At 65.0% G+C, this 18,686-nt stretch carries 24 protein-coding genes; 3 read left to right on the top strand and 21 right to left on the bottom strand.

Annotated features, from left to right (window positions below; translation table 11 throughout):
- The first annotated feature begins 5 nt into the window (after nucleotides 1-5).
- The 3 genes from H9Q75_RS09620 (at nucleotide 6) to H9Q75_RS09610 (ending at nucleotide 4,915) form a co-directional block, all read left to right on the top strand.
- Nucleotides 6-890: an anti-sigma factor family protein gene (locus tag H9Q75_RS09620; protein ID WP_186566510.1), complete on the top strand. Its 885-nt coding sequence runs from the start codon at nucleotides 6-8 to the stop codon at nucleotides 888-890.
- Between the two features lie 285 nt (nucleotides 891-1,175).
- Nucleotides 1,176-3,251: an elongation factor G gene (locus H9Q75_RS09615; protein ID WP_186566508.1), complete on the top strand. Its 2,076-nt coding sequence runs from the start codon at nucleotides 1,176-1,178 to the stop codon at nucleotides 3,249-3,251.
- A gap of 191 nt (nucleotides 3,252-3,442) precedes the next feature.
- Nucleotides 3,443-4,915: an S-layer homology domain-containing protein gene (locus tag H9Q75_RS09610; protein ID WP_186566506.1), complete on the top strand. Its 1,473-nt coding sequence runs from the start codon at nucleotides 3,443-3,445 to the stop codon at nucleotides 4,913-4,915.
- Between the two features lie 43 nt (nucleotides 4,916-4,958).
- Here H9Q75_RS09610 and H9Q75_RS09605 read toward each other — a convergent pair whose 3' ends face one another.
- The 21 genes from H9Q75_RS09605 to H9Q75_RS09505 form a co-directional block, all read right to left on the bottom strand.
- A complete protein-coding gene (locus H9Q75_RS09605; RefSeq protein WP_186566504.1) occupies nucleotides 4,959-5,396 on the bottom strand; it encodes a phage holin family protein in 438 nt (145 codons plus the stop codon).
- A gap of 11 nt (nucleotides 5,397-5,407) precedes the next feature.
- The gene (locus H9Q75_RS09600) at nucleotides 5,408-5,974 is read right to left on the bottom strand and encodes a DUF2313 domain-containing protein (RefSeq protein WP_186566502.1); all 567 of its coding nucleotides are present in this window, start codon (nucleotides 5,972-5,974) and stop codon (nucleotides 5,408-5,410) included.
- Nucleotides 5,971-7,035 (bottom strand): baseplate J/gp47 family protein, encoded by a 1,065-nt coding sequence (locus H9Q75_RS09595; RefSeq protein ID WP_186566500.1) that lies wholly within the window; start codon nucleotides 7,033-7,035, stop codon nucleotides 5,971-5,973. The genes H9Q75_RS09600 and H9Q75_RS09595 overlap by 4 nt, the downstream gene beginning before the upstream one ends.
- Nucleotides 7,032-7,367: a GPW/gp25 family protein gene (locus tag H9Q75_RS09590; RefSeq protein ID WP_186566498.1), complete on the bottom strand. Its 336-nt coding sequence runs from the start codon at nucleotides 7,365-7,367 to the stop codon at nucleotides 7,032-7,034. The genes H9Q75_RS09595 and H9Q75_RS09590 overlap by 4 nt, the downstream gene beginning before the upstream one ends.
- Nucleotides 7,367-7,753 (bottom strand): hypothetical protein, encoded by a 387-nt coding sequence (locus H9Q75_RS09585; RefSeq protein WP_186566496.1) that lies wholly within the window; start codon nucleotides 7,751-7,753, stop codon nucleotides 7,367-7,369. Before H9Q75_RS09585 ends, H9Q75_RS09590 begins: the two co-directional genes overlap by 1 nt.
- A gap of 15 nt (nucleotides 7,754-7,768) precedes the next feature.
- The gene (locus tag H9Q75_RS09580) at nucleotides 7,769-8,707 is read right to left on the bottom strand and encodes a hypothetical protein (protein ID WP_186566494.1); all 939 of its coding nucleotides are present in this window, start codon (nucleotides 8,705-8,707) and stop codon (nucleotides 7,769-7,771) included.
- On the bottom strand, nucleotides 8,704-9,264 hold the full coding sequence (locus H9Q75_RS09575) for a LysM peptidoglycan-binding domain-containing protein (protein ID WP_186566628.1): 561 nt from the start codon (nucleotides 9,262-9,264) through the stop codon (nucleotides 8,704-8,706). Before H9Q75_RS09575 ends, H9Q75_RS09580 begins: the two co-directional genes overlap by 4 nt.
- Before the next feature lie 30 nt (nucleotides 9,265-9,294).
- Nucleotides 9,295-9,828 (bottom strand): hypothetical protein, encoded by a 534-nt coding sequence (locus H9Q75_RS09570; protein WP_186566492.1) that lies wholly within the window; start codon nucleotides 9,826-9,828, stop codon nucleotides 9,295-9,297.
- Nucleotides 9,825-10,076, bottom strand: a complete 252-nt coding sequence (locus H9Q75_RS09565) for a molybdopterin oxidoreductase (RefSeq protein ID WP_341480931.1) — start codon at nucleotides 10,074-10,076, stop codon at nucleotides 9,825-9,827. The genes H9Q75_RS09570 and H9Q75_RS09565 overlap by 4 nt, the downstream gene beginning before the upstream one ends.
- Nucleotides 10,040-10,459: a hypothetical protein gene (locus H9Q75_RS09560; protein WP_243200779.1), complete on the bottom strand. Its 420-nt coding sequence runs from the start codon at nucleotides 10,457-10,459 to the stop codon at nucleotides 10,040-10,042. Before H9Q75_RS09560 ends, H9Q75_RS09565 begins: the two co-directional genes overlap by 37 nt.
- Nucleotides 10,456-10,845 (bottom strand): hypothetical protein, encoded by a 390-nt coding sequence (locus H9Q75_RS09555; RefSeq protein WP_186566490.1) that lies wholly within the window; start codon nucleotides 10,843-10,845, stop codon nucleotides 10,456-10,458. The genes H9Q75_RS09560 and H9Q75_RS09555 overlap by 4 nt, the downstream gene beginning before the upstream one ends.
- Before the next feature lie 19 nt (nucleotides 10,846-10,864).
- Entirely contained in the window at nucleotides 10,865-11,896 is a 1,032-nt protein-coding gene (locus H9Q75_RS09550) for a phage tail sheath C-terminal domain-containing protein (RefSeq protein WP_186566488.1), read from the bottom strand.
- On the bottom strand, nucleotides 11,893-12,381 hold the full coding sequence (locus H9Q75_RS09545) for a hypothetical protein (protein ID WP_186566485.1): 489 nt from the start codon (nucleotides 12,379-12,381) through the stop codon (nucleotides 11,893-11,895). The genes H9Q75_RS09550 and H9Q75_RS09545 overlap by 4 nt, the downstream gene beginning before the upstream one ends.
- Nucleotides 12,378-12,725, bottom strand: a complete 348-nt coding sequence (locus H9Q75_RS09540; RefSeq protein WP_186566483.1) for a hypothetical protein — start codon at nucleotides 12,723-12,725, stop codon at nucleotides 12,378-12,380. Before H9Q75_RS09540 ends, H9Q75_RS09545 begins: the two co-directional genes overlap by 4 nt.
- Nucleotides 12,722-13,084: a hypothetical protein gene (locus H9Q75_RS09535; RefSeq protein ID WP_186566482.1), complete on the bottom strand. Its 363-nt coding sequence runs from the start codon at nucleotides 13,082-13,084 to the stop codon at nucleotides 12,722-12,724. The genes H9Q75_RS09540 and H9Q75_RS09535 overlap by 4 nt, the downstream gene beginning before the upstream one ends.
- Nucleotides 13,084-14,115, bottom strand: a complete 1,032-nt coding sequence (locus tag H9Q75_RS09530) for a phage major capsid protein (RefSeq protein ID WP_186566480.1) — start codon at nucleotides 14,113-14,115, stop codon at nucleotides 13,084-13,086. Before H9Q75_RS09530 ends, H9Q75_RS09535 begins: the two co-directional genes overlap by 1 nt.
- A gap of 19 nt (nucleotides 14,116-14,134) precedes the next feature.
- On the bottom strand, nucleotides 14,135-14,482 hold the full coding sequence (locus tag H9Q75_RS09525; RefSeq protein WP_186566478.1) for a hypothetical protein: 348 nt from the start codon (nucleotides 14,480-14,482) through the stop codon (nucleotides 14,135-14,137).
- 34 nt (nucleotides 14,483-14,516) lie between these two features.
- Nucleotides 14,517-15,398, bottom strand: a complete 882-nt coding sequence (locus H9Q75_RS09520) for a hypothetical protein (RefSeq protein ID WP_186566476.1) — start codon at nucleotides 15,396-15,398, stop codon at nucleotides 14,517-14,519.
- A gap of 241 nt (nucleotides 15,399-15,639) precedes the next feature.
- A complete protein-coding gene (locus H9Q75_RS09515; RefSeq protein WP_186566474.1) occupies nucleotides 15,640-16,809 on the bottom strand; it encodes a phage portal family protein in 1,170 nt (389 codons plus the stop codon).
- A 14-nt stretch (nucleotides 16,810-16,823) separates the two neighbouring features.
- Entirely contained in the window at nucleotides 16,824-18,080 is a 1,257-nt protein-coding gene (locus H9Q75_RS09510) for a PBSX family phage terminase large subunit (protein WP_186566472.1), read from the bottom strand.
- The gene (locus H9Q75_RS09505; RefSeq protein ID WP_341480930.1) at nucleotides 18,070-18,384 is read right to left on the bottom strand and encodes an XRE family transcriptional regulator; all 315 of its coding nucleotides are present in this window, start codon (nucleotides 18,382-18,384) and stop codon (nucleotides 18,070-18,072) included. The genes H9Q75_RS09510 and H9Q75_RS09505 overlap by 11 nt, the downstream gene beginning before the upstream one ends.
- Nucleotides 18,385-18,686: the final 302 nt, after the last annotated feature.

Below are 18,686 nucleotides of genomic sequence, written 5' to 3'. Positions count from 1 at the left end.
TCTGTATGCTGGACTGCGATCAGGCGCTGGAGCTGATCAGCGCCAAACTCGACGGCGAGTTGGCCGCCGACGAGGCGTCCCGTCTGGACGCCCATCTGAAGACCTGTCCCGGGTGCAGAGCGCTTCTGTCCGACCTGCAGGCGATTCACGGCGCCATGCCGGGTCCGCTGGACGTGCCTGCGGATCTGTCCGCCCGGATTATGGAACAGGTCCGCCGGGAGAAGGTAACGCCCATGCCCTTCCCCAAAAAGCGCATCCGCTGGAAAGCCCTGGCCTCTGCGGCCGCGGTGCTGGCCCTGGTGCTGCTGGGGGCCGGTTCCATGCGGCTGTGGGCGCCGATGGGGATGAATGGCGCCGGCTCCAGCGGGGCGGCTCCCGCAGCGGCGGGCGAGCCCGCCTCCTCCGCGCCCGGTGGGAACGGCCAGGCGGTCCTTGCGGAGGATGAGCCCGAACCGACTGTCTACGGGCTTACTCCGGAGACCGCCGCCCAGTCCGAGGGGGAGGCAACCGCCATGGACAAAACTCTCCGCTCCTCTCCTGAGCCCTCAGTCAATATTGCTCTGGTCCCCGCGCCATCCGAGCAGTCGGATTCCCCCAACTCGCAGCCGCGGACGGTTTCGGCTCAGGAATTCGCCCTGGCGGACGCGGGCCTGACCGGCCCCTATTGCGGCATCCTTACCCTGCCCGCCGCCTGCCTTTCCGACTGGGCGCAGCGCGAGGCTTTTGTGTCCCTGGACAGCGGCAGGGCCTATCTGCTCTCCGCCGAGGACTTTGCCGTTCTGTCGGAGGAGTCGGCCGGTTGGGACGGCATGGAGCTCCAGACCCAGGGGGAGATGATCTCCTCTGATGCCCCAGAGGGTCTGGTCATCCTCACGGGCGCATTTGAATAAGAAAAACAGTCGGGCCGCACAGACATCTGTGCGGCCCGACTGTTTTTCCTTTTAGAAACGCTGTACTATCTGTCCATCTAAACGTCAATATCGCTCCATATTCTTTATATATTTTAACGAATCCATTGTTTTCCGCCCCTTAACCGCCCGCCGCTTCTCTTTTGCACCATTTTTCTAAATTTCCGGTTGTCATAGCGGCTCATTTAATGTATAATGACTAACAGCAGTTGTGCAGCGCCCATCCGGGCCGCCGACCGATACCAAAAGTAAGGAGAGGAAACAAGTATGAGCTATTCCGCACAAAACATCCGTAACGTCTGTCTGCTGGGACATGGTGGCAACGGAAAGACCTCCCTGGCAGAGAGTATGCTATATCTCACCGGCGGCACGGAGCGGCTGGGCAAGCCCGCCGACGGCAATACGACCTGCGACTATGATCCGGAGGAGACCCGCCGCCAGATTTCCATCTCCACAGCAGTGGCTCCGGTGGAATACAATGGCTGTAAGATCAACATTTTGGACACCCCGGGCTATTTTGACTTTGTGGGCGAGGTCATTCAGGCCGTACAGGTGGCCGATGCGGCGGTGATCGTATGCTCGGCCAAGGCGGGCATCAGCGTGGGCGCCGAGAAGGCGTGGAAGCTCTGCGAGCGGCGCAAGCTGCCCCGGGTGCTCTATATCTCCAAGACCGACGAGGATAACTCCGACTACAACGCCGCTTTTGAATCCCTGCGGGAGCGCTTTGGCAAGAACATTGCCCCCGTGGTCGCCCCCATCTGGAACGCGGACAAGAAGGTCATCGGCATCATCGACGTGCTCCACAAGCGCGCCTTTGAGGCCGGCCCCAAGGGCGAGCGCGTGGAGATCGACGTGCCCGAGGATAAGCTGGCCGTGCTGGATGAGCTGTATGACGCCCTGAAGGAGAGCGTGGCCGAGACCAGCGAGGAGCTGATGGAGAAATACTTCTCCGGCGAGGACTTTACCTATGCTGAGATGATCCAGGGCCTGCGGGCGGGCGTAAAGGATCTGTCCCTCTTCCCCGTAGTGTGCGGCTCCGCCCTGTCCGGCCTGGGCACCCGCATGCTGCTGGATCTGATCATCGAACTGCTGCCCAGCCCCCTGGAGGGTCAGCCGCTCATGGGCGAGAACGCCGAGGGTGAACTGGACGAGTTCGTTCCCGCGCCCGGCGCGCTGCCCGCCGCGCTGGTGTTTAAGACCACCTCCGACCAGTACGGCAAGTACTCCTATGTGAAGGTCATCTCCGGCAATCTGAAGCCGGATATGCAGATGGTCAACTCCCGTACCGGCGCGGTGGAAAAGATCGGCCGCCTGTACGTGATGAAGGGCAAGAAGGCTGACGAGGTCAAGGAACTGCAGTGCGGCGACATCGGCGCCATCGGCAAGATGGACAAGGTCAGGACGGGGGACACTCTCTCCGACCCCCGCAAGCCGGTCAAGCTGGAGCCCATCCCCTTCCCGGAGCCCTGCTATTCCGTGGCCATCGCGCCCCGCACCAAGGGCCAGGAGGACAAGGTGGCCGCCGGCCTCACCCGCCTGAATGAGGAGGATCTGACCTTCGCCTGGGTCAACAACGCCGAGACCCGCCAACTGGTGGTCTCCGGCACCGGCGACATGCAGATGGACGTGCTCGTCTCCCGGCTGAAGAACCGCTTCGGCGTGGACGCGGACCTGTCCGAGCCCCGTGTGCCCTACCGGGAGAAGATTCGCAAGAAGGTGGAGGTCCAGGGCCGCCACAAGAAGCAGTCCGGCGGCCACGGACAGTTCGGCGACGTCAAGATCCGCTTCGAGCCCGGCGAGAGTGAGGAGCTGGAGTTCTGCGAGGAGGTCTTCGGCGGCTCGGTGCCCAAGAACTACTTCCCGGCCGTGGAAAAGGGCCTGCGGGAGGCGGTGCAGCACGGCGTGCTGGCCGGCTATCCGGTGGTCAACCTGAAAGCCACTTTGTACGACGGCTCTTACCACCCGGTGGACTCCTCCGAAATGGCCTTTAAGACCGCCGCCCAGCTGGCCTACAAGGCGGGCCTGCCCGATGCCAGCCCCGTCCTGCTGGAGCCCATCGGAGAGCTGAAGGTGACCATTCCCGACAGCTACATGGGCGACGTGATCGGCGATTTGAACAAGCGCCGGGGCCGTGTGATGGGCATGAACCCCGACGGCGAGGGCAACCAGATTGTAGAGGCCGAAGTGCCCATGGCGGAAATGAGCCGCTATGCCATCGACCTGCGCTCCATGACCCAGGGCCGCGGTGCCTTTACCTTCCACTTCGTCCGCTATGAGGACGCGCCCCCCGCGGCGGCCGAGAAGGCGATTGCCGCCGCCAAGGCCATCCAGGCAGAGGAATAAATTCCTTCTGATAAGCAGCAGTGCCCCAGGTCCAATTGGACCTGGGGCACTGCTTTTCTATCTTTTAAGAAAACGGTCTTTTAACAGGGTTGTAAATTGTTGAATTTTCTCCTAAAATAGAGAAAAAAGCACGCGCAGTTTCATACCCGGCATATTCTGTGCACCACAAAAGGAGAAAGAAGGGACTACACATGCACCGTTTTCACCGCCGTCTGGCCTGCCTGTCCCTGGCCGGACTGCTCTCCCTCCCACTGGCTCGCACCGCCTCTGCCGTTTCATATTCTGATCTGCCTGAGAGCCACTGGGCCTATGCGGATATGATCCACGCCGCCCGGCTGGGCATCCTCAAGGGCACGGGCAACAACCAAATGGCTCCCTCCGCCGTCTTGAGCTGGGGCCAATACCTGGCCATGCTCACCCGGGCCTTTGCCCCCCAAGGCTACCAGTCCGCCATGGACAGCGGCTTGGCCTGGGACCAGGCGGGCTATCAGGCCGCCCTGGATGCGGGCCTGATTCTGGAAAACGACTTTCTCCCGGTGGACATGGCCGACCTGGGCGCCTCCATCACCCGCCAGGACGTGGCGGTGCTGCTCTACCGGGCGCTCTCCTCCGAGGCTCTGGGCCGCACCTACTCCTGGTCCCCCTCTGCGGAGGAGCTGTCCGACTGGGGCAGTCTGGATCCCCAGCATCAGGAGGCGGTGGCCGCCCTGGTCAAGCTGGAGATTATCCGGGGCAAGTCCGACAGCTCCTTCGGCGGCTCCGACCCGCTCCAGCGCTGCGACGGCAGCGTCCTGCTCATCCGCGCTGCGGCAGCGGAGGACCGGGTCCGAAGCGGGGACGAGATGGACCTCACCCTTCGCTTTGTGGACACCAGCGGCAAGGCCGTGGGGAGCGAGGTGTCCGTCAGCGCCTACGTGGGACAGAGTTCTAGCTACCTGACCAGCGAATACGCCCCCGCAGGCTACACCTATGATTACAGCTACAGTGACTACTTCTCTGTCAGCAGTATTCAGAGCAGCTATACCCTCACCGTCCGCGCCATGACTTGGGCGGAGATGCAGGAGGAGGAATTTTGGGACAAGGTTGACCGAGGCGAGGCCACCTTTGAGGACTACTACAAGCAGGACTTCTGGCTGAAGTGCCAGGGGGAGAACCCCCGCAAGTGCCTGCTGCTGTTTGGAGATGAGAACAAGCGCCGCTTTGACAGCTATGAGGAGGCCCAGGCCAGCATGGCCACCATCACCGTCCCCATCTGGAAGCTGTCCAACGGGACGAAGGTGTCCTCCACCACCACCCTTACCGTCCACTCCGCCATCGCCGAGGACGTGAAAGCCATCTTCACAGAAATCTACAACGACCCGGAGCAGTTCCCCATCAACTCCACCAGCACCTTCCGCTATGTGGAGGGCACCACCGGCGAGCACAACTGCGGCACCGCCATCGACCTGAACGCCAACGAGAACTATCAGGTGCGGGACGGCAAGGCCATGGTGGGCAGCTTCTGGAGGCCCGGGGAGAATCCCTACTCCATCCCGGAGGACGGCTCCGTGGTGCGTATCTTCGCCGAGCACGGCTGGAGCTGGGGCGGCGACGCCTGGGCTTGGGACAGCGACCAGACCACCGGCTACCACGACTACATGCACTTCTCCTACATGGGCGGCTAAATACGCAAAAAGGACCCCAGAGGCGTGCCTCTGGGGTCCTTTTTTACTGTGCATCCGCTTCCTTTTTCAGGGCCTCCAGGGCGCTGAGCAGCACCTGTGGAAGAGGCGCGCCCATCAGGCCCAGATTTTCCAGGATCGACAGCCCCTCATTGCCCACAAAAAACAGGATGACCGCTGTCCTGGCGTATGTGCCGCCCAGCAGCACATCCAGCCGGGCAGCCACCAGCACCGTCAGCAGCATAGCTCCCTTTTTGCATAGGCCCTTGAAGCCCGCGCGGCTGTCCAGGGTCCCCCGCTCTGTCTTTCCGGAGCGGTGAAACACTGCCGCCACCAGTATGCCGGTGACATAGTCTACGGCCATGAAGATAACCAGCGTCTGCAGCGCCGTGTCCCAGCCGCCCAGGACCTGCGCCGCCAGGCTGCCCGCCAGGGCCAGCGCGCCCAACACGCCGTTTTTGATTGTCCCTGCGTTCAAATTCATTGTTTTGCTCCCTACACCACTAATTTTTCCAACTCACCCCAGGTCAGCCCAAGCGCCTCTATGTCGCTCCAGGTGGCAAAGCGCGCCTCCAGCATCGCCCAGGTAATGTACCAGTAAACATACCGGATCTCCAGGTGGCAGGGCAGAATATCCTCAATAATGGCCTTCATCTCCGCAAAGCCGTCCGGGATGCCCGGCACCTCAGGGAAACACACTTCCACTTCCCCCGGCGTCCCCGTCTCGCTGGCCACCGCGTTGAGTCCGCAGCCTTTCAGATTGTCGTTTATGGCCGCCAGGGTGAAGCTATCCCCTCCGATTCGCAGCAGGGCGGCCAGGGCATCCCGTCGGCGCTGCAGATCATGGGTCACCGGTCTGCGGGCCAGCAGCTTTTCCATGGCCTCCAGCCCCTTGCCCTGGGCAGTGGAGAGCAGCATCTCCCGCTGTATCTCCTCTAATACAGCACCGCACGCGTCCAGCGCCGCGCCCAGGCTGTCCAGTTCCCCTCCGTTGAGCGTTCCCTCCAGGTGATAGACCCTCAGGGGCTCCAGCAGTTCCCGCATAGCCTGTGCGTAATTCATGCGCTTTCCTCCAGCTGCGTTACCGTCAACTCTCCCAGCACCGGCAGCTGGGCCGTGCCGATCTCCACATCCTCCAGGGGCGCGGACAGCCGGTAATTGGCCACCCCGTCCACCTGAAACACCAGCGCGCCCAGCCGGGCCAGCAGCACATCCTGTCCCAACAGGCTGCCGCTGAACCATGCGCTCACCGCCTGCTCCACGGCACCGCATACCGCTTCGGCATCCGCACCCTTCTTGGTCCCAACGGCCACTGACACATCCACACTCACCAGCTCCGGAGCCTTGACCTGCACGTCCACGGCAATCTCCCGCCGGGCCTCAAAGTACGCCCCCAGCTGGGCCAGCAGCTCCGCGCCCGGCAGACCGGCCTGTGTGGATACCACCACATCCACGGTCCCCCTTCCCCGGTTCCGGGGCAGCACCGCCGCAGCCGCCACCTCCGGAAAGGAGAGTGCTCCCTGCTGATAGAAGGCCGTGTTGGCCCCGTTGGGCATCCGCTTGAAACTCTCCAGCACCCGCGCCCGCAGGGCCTCGTCGTCCTCCTCGTCCACACCGCCAAAAAATGCCGCCGGGTTGGTGCACCGGCTCACGCCCACCGGGGCCACCGCCATGGCCCGCACACTCCCGGCGGCCGCATTGCCCGCCGCACCGGTCTCCTCCGCCTTGGCAGGCGCCTCCACGGCGCTCTCCCCCGCGGGGATGACCGCCTCCTCCAGCGTGGCAAAGCGCACCAGCCCCGCGGTCATGCACACGGTGCCCGCCGGGATGGTCAGATCCGCCTGGGCCGGGCTGTCCGTCTCAAAGCGCAGCACCCCCTGGGCGGCGGCCGCCGCCCGCCGTTCCAGTCCCCGCAGCTGGGCGTGCCGGTCCAGCGCCTCCCCCAGCGCGGACTGGGGGAAGCACTGCCGCTCCACCCAGTCCGCCTGGACATACAGGGCGTAGATCTGGGCCGCCGCCGCGTACAGGCGCACCGCCATGTCCCCGTCCCCCGCCAGGGTCACGCCGGTCTCCTGCTGGAACAGGGCCGTCATCTCCGCGTAAATTTCCTCCAAGGTTTTCATAGGGATAGCTCCACCTCCGCCGTCTCCCCCCGCCGCTGTATCGTGATCTTCAGCGTTCCGTCTCCGCCCAGCTCCGCCCCGGTCACGGAGAGGCCCTCCTCATCCGCCAGGGCCTCTGCCGCGTACTGCCGGGCCAGGGCCTGCCGGAGCGAGGGCTTCTCCCGTCCCAGAAGGTACAGCCGGCTGCCAAGCTCAGGCAGGAAGGGGAAGCTCCCCCGCCGGACGGACAGCTTCCACAGCACCCGCTGCAGCAGCTCGTCGTCCCCCTCCGCCCGGCGGAAGCCGCCCCTTCCGTCGGGCAGATAATCTCCGCCGCGCACCATCAGCTCCATCAGCCCTCCTCCTTCTCGGCCGGCTCGCTCACCAGCGTGCCGTTGATGTATACATGCCCGTCCAGGCGGATGACGCCCCCCTGCTCCAGCCGCAGGGAGGCCAGGCCGTCCGCCGTGCGAATGCACACCTCGCCGGGCTCCAGGTCGCTCTCCTCCGGATTCCGCACCCCGGCCACGCAGGGCTGCTCTCCCTCCGCCCCGGTCTTGATTACCAGCGCCTGCTCCCCGGCGCCGGGCCTCCAGCAATAGCCCCCTGGCCCGAATACCGGCAGGTTGCGCCTCTCTCCGGCCAGGTATACCCCCGCCGGGTCCCCCGGAAGGGTCACCCGGCCCACCTGGGCCTCGCCGTCCGCCGCGGGCTGCCTCCGCCGCTGTGAAAGCCACATGGCCCCCACTCCTTTCTACTCCTCGTTCAGGATCAGCCGGGTGTACTCCCCCCGGCTGTCCACGCCGGTGCGGGTCTGGCTCACCCGCCAGAGCCCCCCATGGGGCGCGCGCTCCAGGCGCACCTCCGCCAGCTCCCCCGGCCAGGCGCAGAACAGTCCGGGCAGCTCCAGCTCCAGCCGGCTGCGCTCCGCCGCCGACTGCTCCAGCTGGTACGCCCCGGAGTAGCGCATGGCCTGATAGCTGCTCCGCCCCGGCATGGTGAGCACCCTTCTGCACTGTCCGCCCCGGCGGTCAAATTCCTCATTGACCACCGGCTGCACCGTCTGACGGGTCCTGTCCCGCACCAGCACCTGGGAGAGCACCCCATACCGCCGGTACCGCCAGGCCAGGCTGCTCACCGCCGTGCTGCCGTCAATGATCCGCCGGGCCGTATCTCTCCAAGGCTCCAGCACCAGCCGACCCTGCCGGTCAAAGCGGGGCTCCACGCCTCCGTAGTACCGGGCAAATTGGTACAGCACCTGCCACTCGCTGCTGCCCGCCGCCACGGAAAAGCCCGGCACGGCGGGCAGCGCCGCTGTCCCTGCCGTCCGGATGCCGTAGGGTGTCACATGGTCCCGCAGAATGTCCGCCAGGGTGGCCACCTGGTAGTCGCACCCCAGCGCCTCGTTGTCCAGCAGCAGGGCGGCCATGCCCCGGCCGGAGAGCTCCAGCCGTCCCCCGCTACCGTCCCAGCCGCACTCGATCTCGTCCACCACGCCGGAAAAGACCCGCTCCCCGTCCTGCTCCGCCCCGAAGCGCACCGCGTCGGCCAACTCCTCCGCCCGGTCCGGCTCCCAAATGCAGGATAAAAAGAAGCTGTCGCAGGGCGTGCCGGAGGTATACTCCATCCGCCACTCCAGCAGATCGGGCATGGAGAGCGTCCGCCCGTCATAACACTCCAACCAAGCCCTCATTTCCCCACCCGCACCTTCTGTCCCACGTAGATCAGATTGGGATTTTTAATCTGTGGGTTGAGGGCAATCAGCGCGCTCAGCTCTACCCCGTATCGCCGGGCGATCCCCCAGAGAGTCTCCCCCTGCGCCACCGTGTGCCAGGTGCCTCCGCCGCCCAATCCGGCGGACACGCCCCCCGTCCCGGTCTCTGCCGCCTCCTCCTTCAGCGCGGCGCTCTGGCCGTCATACCCCTCCCAGAAGGCGAAGGTATAGCGCACATAGTCCGCCCTGGGCTCCTGCCGCAGGGTCAGCTCCACAAAATAAGCGTTGGATATCTGCCACACCGGGTGGACCAGCAGACCCGGTCCCCCGGAATAGAACACCGTGGCCAGCTTTTTGAACTCCCCATAGGCTCCCGGCCCCACGAACTCGCCCTCTCCCCGCATGACCCGCTGTGCAGGCCCCAGGTCCTGGAGCAGATAGCGCCCAAAAGGCACCTTGTGGGCCCCCATGCTTCGCTCGTAGGCAATGGTGTAAACCCTGGGGTTGTGGGGCCAGGTGTAATTTTTATAGCGCATGGCCGCCAGCTTCAATGGGCCTCACTCCCTCTAATACAGTGTAAATCCGCCGTCATACCGCCGGGCATCCCGCTGGAACAGCCGGTCCAGTCCCTCGGGAGTGAGCCCCCGCCCCGCCGGTGTGTGTGGCTCCGGCGCCGTCAGGAGGTACGCCACTCCGGTCCGCCCATACCCAGCCTGCGTCCCGCTCCGCCTGAGCCGTTCATACAGCCATTCCGCCCCGCCGTTCCGGCCGGACACCCCGGCCGGGCGCTCCACGCTTTCTGCCTCGCCGCGCCCCTCGTCCCCGGTGTGCTCCTCCCGGCTGGGGGCAGCCGCCTCCAGCCAGGCGTCGGCCTCGGGGGCCTGCCCCGGCAGCTTTGCCGTGCCGACCCCACCCGCCTGTGTGGCGGTGTGGTTCCCCGTGTGCTCCCCGGCGGCCCGGCCGTCCGCCGGTGCCGTCCAGTCCGGGCTGCCGGCCGCCGGATGGAGGACCGGCTCCGCTCTCAGGACAAACCAGTCCGGCACCTGGGCCTTCTCGTTTCGTTCCTGCGCCTGCAGCAGGCGCTCCAGGTAATCCGTCAAATCCCTCTCCCCGCTTTCAGCCGCTCATAGCGCGCCTGGTCAAAGGCTGCGTTCTCCCCCGCCGCCGTACCAGCCGCCGGAGCCCCACACACCGGACAGCGCTCCTCCAAGGCCCCTGCCCGGCAGGTGGGACACATATGCGCCAAGCGTTCCTCGTCGTCCAGCAGCAGGTTGAGCGCGCACCACAGATACTCCCGATCCAGCAGCTCTCCTACCGGCGCGGGGAGCGCCCCCATACTCCGGAGCACACGCCAGCGAAGGCGCTCCTCAGGCGTGTGCTCCAGGCTTTTTTTAGCGCTTCCACCCGCTCCGCGCCGTCCTCCGGAGATGGGTTCTCCTCCCGGTGAAAGGCCGCCCACTGCCCGGCCAGGGCTTCAATCCGGCCCGGCGTCAGTCCCTCCAGAACCTCCTGGCCGTCGCCGTACACCGGCCGCCCGTTCCGTTCCAGCGCCCGGGCCAGCAGACAGGCGTTGGCGCACAGCGCCCGCTCTGCCCCGTCCCGGCTGAGGTTCTCTGCCTCCCGGCGGGCCTCCAGCACCTCCCGGGCGGAGAGCAGCCGCAGCTCCAACCCGTGTCCCAACCGTTTCCGCCGGGCTCCGCCCAGCAATTTTCCCAGCTCGCCCTCCATCATGCTGCCGTCTCAATCCGTTTGGCGGCCACGATGGTGATCTTCTCCACCACCATGGCGCCCAGCGCCCCGGTCTCGCCGATGGCGCTCCACTGGCAGCCGGAGTAGATGATCTTCCGGTCCGGCTTGCAGATTACCAGGCTAAAATCCTCCAGGTCGTGGAAATTCAGCCCGTCCCGGATGGCCTCGTCGGTGGCGTACAGCCGGGTCAGCTCAATTACGTGATTGCGCTGGCCTGGAATAGTTGCCACCGGCTCATCCTCGCCGAAAGCCTCCACCGTCTGGCTGGTCTTGGTGGAGCGGGCGGTGTAGCTCTGCACCACGGCCACCTTCTTTCCGTCTACCTCCAGATAGATGTCGCTGCTGGTGGGAAATCCCGTTACTTTCATCTCAAATCCTCCCCGCTGCTCAGACCGTGATATGGGCGCTCAGCCAGATCTGGTTGAGCCCGTGGGCCACGGTAAAGGAAAAGTCCACCAGACAAACTGTGGGATTCTCCGAGTCCGCCGTCACGGTCACGTCGCCGTACCCCGTGATGATCTCCCGGGCCAGCTTATTTTCCAGCTCCAGCACCACCTGGGAGCGGATGGCCCCCCGGCTCTGGGCCGTGTTTTTGGCGCGGCTGAATTTGGCCCGCAGGGCGTCCCGCACGGCGGGGATCACGTCGTCCACCACCCGAATTGTGGTCAGCTCCCGCCAGGTGGCGTCGGCGCTCCCGCCGGTCTTGGTGCGGGTGGTCACCCCGCGCACAATACTCACCTGTCCGCCCGCCGCCTCCAGTGGGGTCACGCCGCCCCGCACCAGTAGGTCGATCTCGCTGTCGCCGTACCGGGCCTTGAGGCTGTTCACCCCCTGGAGCACCGCGCCGCCCATGGGCAGCGCCGGGTCGCTCTCTCCCGCAATGGCTCCCGCCACGGCGGCCGCGGCCTGGGCGCCCCCGTCCTCCCCCGTGGGGGCAATCAGCACCATCCGCTCGCTGTTCAGGCTACCCGCCCGCTCAATCAGGGCACTCACCGTCTCTTCCGTGCTGCCGCATACCACCGCGATGCGCTCCCGGCGTGCCTGGGCGGCGGCAGTCACGCTGTCCCGCAGGGCCTGCTGTACTGAAAGCACGTGGCTGTCGCAGGTCATCACCCCAATGCCCTCCGTCTCAGCCAGCAGGGTAAAGGCGTCTATATAGCCCTCCTGCCCGCTCACCGGCACCGCGTACACCGCCGCCGCTCCGTTGAGGAACAGCAGCCGGATCAGTGCGGCCAGCCCGTCCGTCCCGAATACGCCATCCGCCTCCTCACAACGGCTGAAAAAATAGCGCTCCCCCGCCGTCCCCGCGCTGGAGAGCCCCACAATACCCACCGTGCGACCCGCACCGGCGGCGCCTACCACGCTGGAGGCGTCATAGCTGGAGTAAACCCCCGGCCTCTCATGTGTCGTGATGCTCAAACCGATCCCTTCCCCCTCACTTCAAAGTCCAGGAAGGCGCCGCCCTCCTCCGCCACGGCGTAGAGGTACGCCTCACAGAGCACCTCCGCCGCGCAGCGGTATAGGTCCGCCTCCCTGTCGTATTCCGTCTCTCCGCAGGAGAACTCTGCCACCCGCAGGCCCTCCGGCCCGTCCCGGCGCAGCGCCTCGCTCAGGGTGTCCGCGGCCTTCTGTACCCCGGCGGCCGTGGGCGCGTACAGGTCCAGGCCCAGTCGCGCCTGGGCCTTTTTTCCGTACAGCTCCTCCCATCGGCCGCTCTCCCGGTTGTACCGCTCCCCCAAATAATCCTGGAACCCGCCCGGTCCGCCCTGCAATTCCCGCAGGGAGACCGCGGCCACTGCTGCCCGCCGGCGCGTCCGCGCCGCCTCCGGCCAGGCGCATACCGCGTCCAGCCCCGCCTGCCGCAGGAAGGCCGCCATCCGCTCCCGGATCACATCCAGCGTCATATCTCCGCCGCCTCCTCTTCCCGCAGCCGCAGGACCGCCCACCAGTGGGAGCGCTCGCCCCCCACCTGAATGGGGTGGGCCCGCAAAACCTCCAGCTTTTTGTCTCCCCACTGAATATAGCCGCTGCCCAGCCCCTCTAAAGAGACTTTCGGGTCCCCCAGATAGAGCCACCGGTCAGCGCACACCGTGCCCAGCACCGTGTGCCGCTCCTGGGTGCCGGTCCGTTCCAGGACGGGCTGCACAAAGGCGCGGCAGGCGGTCCCAGCCGCCTCCCCCTCCCGGCAGACGCATACCTCCTGGCCATAGCGGCCCAGCACCAGGCCAAAGGCCTCCGCCGGCCTCATCCCCGCACCCCCCGGAACACGAACCCCTCGTCCCTCAGGTAGGGGGCCAGCACCCGCTCGGCCTGCTGCCGCAGGGTGTCGGCTCCCCCGGCCGCCCCCGCGCCGCTCTCTGTGACGCTCACGTCCCCGGCGGAAAATTTTCGGACACCGCCCGCCGCTCCGGCGGCCGCTAGGTCGGACAGGGCCAGCCAGGCCGCCGCCAGTGGAAAGGCGCCGCCGCAGTCCGCGGCGGTCACCCCCTCCTTCAGCCGTCCCTTCAGCTCCTCCTCCGCCGCCTGACACAGGGGCTCCAGGCGCTCCCGGTCCCCCTCGCCCCCCTGTCCCAGGCTCACGGCCAGTTCCAAACTCTCCCCGTCCATCAGACGCTCAGCACCTTGGCCGCCTCGGCAAAGATCTTCGCAAAGCCGCAGGTGGTGGTGATGGCGGCTCGCTCCAGCTGGCGGTCGATGAGCTTGTCGTACTCCACCGCCACGCCGTCGCCGGACTGCACCATCTCCAGGGCGTAGCGCTTGTCCAGGCCGATAAGCCTGCCGCCGGTCATGGCGCTGGTGCGCAGCAGCTTGGCGCCCATAGGCGTGGTCAGCTTCCCGGTCCCCTGGAAATTCAACCCGGTCAGAGGGTTCTGAAACTCTGTCAGCTTGAGCATGTCCACCACCACATCGCCGGGAGCCAGCATGGTGTTCATCTCGTATGGCTCAAACTGGGCCCAGAAATCCACCAGCGCGTCGTAGCTCAGGGTGCCTTTGGTGCCGCCGATGGGGCTGGTACCCACGACGTAGCTGACAGCGGCGTTGTTGTTCCCATCGCCGTTGACCAGCACGTCAATGGCGTCCTCCACCAGCATCCGGCCGATGTAGGCGCCGATCTGCTTGAGGGTGACGGAGAACAGGTCCAGCTTCTGGTAGCGGATGGCCTCGTAGGAGGCCACCAGCATCCGGCCCCGCTTGTGGAGCTTGACCAGGTTGGACTGGGTCTTGACCGTGGTGGCGGGAATGGCTGCGCCCTCCTCCACGCGGCGCAGGGCCTTCTCGTCGCCGGATGCGGAGGTAAGCGTGCGATAGTCCAGCCCGTCGAAGCGGGTCACCGCTGCTACCAGATCGGGCAGGATGTCGGCCTCCTCCATGCCCTGGCGCACGGAGCGGGCGATGTACTCTGGAAAGAGCACGGCGGACTGGGACGTGCGGAAAAACTTCTCCACCACGTCGCTCCCCGCGCCCTTTACCTTGATGTCAAAGCGCTTGAGCTGGCGCTGGTAGGCATCCATACCCTCCAGCGCCGTGCCCCGGTACTGGATGTCCGGGTCCTCGGCCTCCAGCACCTGGGTAAAGCTCCTGCCCCTCTGGCCGTACATGCCCTTTTCCAGCTTCAGATTGTCAAACCGATATGCCATGCGTCCATTCCTCCCTTTCTTACAGCAGCACCGCGGCCGTCCCCGCGGCGCTGTCCACGGCGGCCACCAGATACTCTGCCCCGTTGGCCGCGTCCAGCTTTACGCCGCCGCTGCCGTCGGCGGAGAGCTTTACCATGCCGGCGCTCACGCCCTCTCCGCTCACCTGCACCGTGGCAAAGCCGCCCACCTGCACCGCGGCGCAGCCGTCCTCCGCGCTGATAGCCACACCGCAGAACCGGTTGCCCGCAGCGCAGGCGTCCACCGTACAGTCTCCGCTGACCTTTACCACCGCGCCAGTCTTCACCTGCTCTGTGCAGAAAAAGGTGGCCGCTACCTCGCCGATGCCATCAAAGGAAATCTTACTCATGCTTGCGCGCTCCTTTCTCACTGCGTCCTTCCAGTCAAATCAGGAAGGCTCCGTCCTTTTGCTCCCGCTGCTGCGCTCCGCTGTAATTCAGCTGAGTCTGCGCCGGATAGAGCTTGTCCAGCCGCACCTCGTAGGCCCGGCGCAAAGCCAGCAGCTCACCCTCCTCCAGCTTGTCCGCAATGCCCTTGAGCACTCCGCTCTCCAGCTCCGGGTCGGCCAGCGCCCCCAGCCGGGCCACCTCGTCCTTCAGCCCGGCCAGATACTTTCGCCCCAGGCGCGCTTCCCGCTCCAGCTGCTCCCGCTGTGTGTCAAACGTTTTTATCACCCCCGCATTCCTCTGGGCCGGCACAGCCACGAAGGACCACTCGTAGGCGTCTGTGGCCCCCTGTAATTCCGCAAAGCACAGCTTTCCCTCGTACTCCTGTCCCTTCACATGACCGCAGCTGCCGCTGCGCAAGTCTGCCCCACAGATGGAGCACACCGCCCGCTCCACGGCGCAGCCCACAGACACCTCTTTTTTGATGCCCCCCTCGATCTCCGCGATCAGGTCCCGGTTTTTCTCCGTGCGCAGCAGATAGGCGTACCCCTTCAAATAGCAGTAGCCGTCGCCCGCCTGGGTGAGCGTCCCCTCCTCCCGCACAAGTTCCGTGCGGTAAATGCGGGCGGTCTGCCCGGCGGCGCTCCACTGGTGGTCGAATATACCGCTTTTACCCACAAACAGCCGGGCCAGCTCCCCCAGACATTCCGCCGAGAACCGCTCCCCGTCCCGGTCCACCTCGTTGTCGCAAAGCCGTACACAGAAAGCGTATACCTCCTCCCGCGTCAGTTTTTTCCGGCTGAGCTGATGAATCAGCGCCAAATCCGCCTCTTCCAGCACCAGCCCCTGCTCCAGTTCCGCTTCCTTCTGAATCCTCACCGCTGTTCCCCCTTTTCCTTTTCAGCCGCGCCGCCTCAGCCTTATCTCTTCTGTTTCTCTTCATTCTCAAGCTCCACTGCCCGGGCCTGTTGCCGGTACAGCTCGGCCCGGGCCAGCCCCACGGAATGTCTCATTCCGCGGGGACCCCCTTCCTTTCCATCTGCGGCCGTTGGAACTGAATTCCACCGGCCTGCGCGCCTTCCGGCGCGGCTCGCTCCCGCTCGCAGAGGCCCAGGCCGCCTTACCCCAGGCTCTTCTGCTTCTCTTCATTCTCCAGCTCCACCGACCGGGCCTGTTGCCGGTACAGCTCGGCCCGGGCCTCTTCTACCAGATCCTGTAGGCTGATGTCCTCCCACTCTACCTGTACCCTCTGGTCAAACCCGTGCAGCCGCAGCCACAGCTCACAGATCCGCTCCACCACGGGCTCCAGCCCCCGCCGGATGGCGGTGATCTCGCTGGTCATCATGTCCGCCTGCTGTGCGCTCATTCGCTCGGTGGAGGACCAAGACAGGCCCAGCAGGAAGGGTGGAATTCCGGTCCGGGCAATAAGCTGCTCCAGAATCTGCCGCACCGGCACCTCGCTGTCCAGCACCTGGTTGTCCGCACCGATGACCTTAATGTCCACATCGCCCACAGCCACAAAATCCCGCACGCTACCGTCCTTGCCCGCCTGCATCGCCGCCGACCACTCCCGGGCGATCTGTTCGCTGCGCTCCTGGGCCCAGACCCGGTCCCCGCTGTCGCTCCCCGGCTTGTACACCACTGCAAAGCGCACGTTTCCCATGCGCTCCCAGTTCATCCCAACGGCCTGATAGATCTTCAGCAGGATCTCCGTCAAAAAGGGCATGGAGCGCAGCAGGCTGACCCCATACGGACTGTCCGTCTCCGGCTGGAAGGGGGTAAAGAGCAGCAGCTCCTGATGGGGCAGCGCCTCCACCAACCCCCGCTCGCTCCGCCCGCACAGGGCGAATTCCAGCGGAGAGGCGCCTTCCCTGATCTCCACATCCTCCGGATTCCCGCACAGCAGGGCGGCAATCTCCCGCCGCCTGCGGTCCAGCACGATTTCGCCCACGCCCCGTCCACAGGTAAGCATGGAGTCCAGATAGCAGTCCAGAAATGACTGCAGACCCCTCTGTCCCCGTCCGGCGTTGACTGTTTTCAGAAACCGGTCCAGGCCCTCCTGTCCCCGGACGTCCCGGCACCGCACTTCCACCCCGCCGGTTAGCCGGATCAGCTTCAAGATCGCGGCGTCCACAATGGGCACCGCTTCCCGAATGCTCCGATACAGGGCGATTTCCCCGCTGTGCAGCGGCACATAGCCGTCCAGCAGCCCGAAGGGATGTCTCCCTCCGTCCCGCAACTGAACGCACGCCGCCGGGTCCTGCGTCTTTTTTCGCTCAAACAGTCCCAAACTCCCATTCCCCCTTAAAATGCCTCCCGCTCCACAAATCCCGCTCCGAAAAACGGCTCCGGCCGCCCCGCCGCCACAGTGGCGGCAAAGTACCGGATTTCATCCATAGCGTGGTCGTGTTCCTTCTTTACCCGGTCGCCCACCGCCCGCTCGTCCCAGCAATACAGCCCAAACTCCCGGATTGCGTCGTCGCATCCCTGGCAGATGACCAGCCTTCCCTGCCGCAGCAGCTCTGCGGTCAGCCGGATGCCCGCCAGCACATCATTTTCCGCCTTTACCACCCGCCAGCCCTTGCGCCTGAGCAGCTCCATGAAGCTGGCCGCCGACGGGTCCACCACTACCTGTTCAATGCTTCGCCCCCCGGCCAGCCGCGCCAGGTCGGCGGCATACTCTCCGTCGGTTTTCTGCCGCCCCTCGGCGCGGGAGTCGTAGTAAAACTCCTTTACCCGGTACCATATACCGCCCCGCGCGCCCCACAGCCCGAAGGAGGCAGGGTTTACCGTCCCGTAGTCGCAGGAGATGCACCAGCGCTCAAACAGCCCCTCCGGCACAGGCTGTACCAGCTCCTCGTCAAAGAAGTCGTACACCCTCCCCTCCGAGGCGGTCCACTCTCCCAGCACGAACCGCCGGTAAAAAGCGCCGCTGAAGCTTCTGGCATACCGTCCGATCATCTCTCCGCTCAGCGCCGGATTGTCCTCCATGGTAAAGTGCAGGTAGAGGGCCCGCCGCTCCTCGCTCTTTGCAATCCACTCCCTGTAAAACCAGTGCCCTGGTCCTTCAGGGTTGCAGTTGAACCACAGCCGCGCCCCTTCCACAGAGCAGCGCGCGCAGGCCTGTTCCACAAAGGATCGGGGCATCAGCGCCGCCTCATCCAGCAGTACCCCGGCCAGCGTCACCCCCTGGATCAGCCCCGCGCTGCCCTCGTCCTTGCCCCCGAAGAGGTAGAAAGTGTTCTCCCGCCCACCAAAGCGCACAGTCAGCCTGTTCTGGGACGCCCGGTCCTCCACATGGAACCCTAGCCCCTTCAGCGCAGGCATCACGCTGGAGAGCAGGTTCCGCCGCAGCCCGCGGATGGTCCTCCCGCACAGGGCAAACTGCGCTCCCTGAAAGCGCCCCATAGCCCAGCAGAAAAAGGACAGCCCCGTGCATAGAGTCTTGCCGCTGCGCACCGCGCCGTCACAGATGACGGCCTCCCGCTCCCGAAAGGGGGAGTGCTCGCACCACCAGGTCAACACGGTTTTCTGCTTTTCGGAAAAAGCCTTAAATTCCATCTGGCTCTCCGCGCCCTGCCCGCTGGTCCAAAGCCCGGAAAAACTCCGCTGCCTTCTCGTCTTTTCCCCCGTCGGTCAGCTCCAGCAGCCGCTCCAGCGCGGCCACCCGGTTTATGAATTTCATCTCCACCATCCCGTTTCCATTGCGCCGCAGCTCCGTCAGGGCGGACAAATCCATTTCGTCAATCTCCTCCGGCCATTGGCCGTCCAGGAAGGCCAGCTTTACCGCGTCGTTCACCCGGCAGTTCGCGATGTCCTCCATTTGCCGCAGCAGCTGTGTCCTGTCCGGCAATTTCTTTCGCACCTGCGCTCACCTCACACCCCTCTCCCTCCTTCTGAAAAAGTTGCTGCCTTTTGTACATCCAAAAGGTGCAATTGAGGAGAATGTCTACCAAATGTCTACCAAGCCAAACCCGCAAGTGACTGCCGCGCAGCCATTTTCGGGTTTTATATTGTTCAAATCAGAAAGTCTGTCTACCAAATGTCTACCACCGGAACTTTCAAAGGAGAAACAGTCGTATTTCTAATTAAAACATTTGCCTTCAGCAACCAATTTGATGGGTGCAAGGGGCGTTATACGCCCCTGTTCGGCAATTTGAACAAGGG

The organism is Lawsonibacter celer (assembly GCF_014281125.1).
In the GTDB taxonomy this organism is placed as follows: domain Bacteria; phylum Bacillota; class Clostridia; order Oscillospirales; family Oscillospiraceae; genus Lawsonibacter_B; species Lawsonibacter_B celer.
Note: the sequence above shows the minus strand (reverse complement) of the source record. Positions and strands in the feature narration are given on the sequence as shown.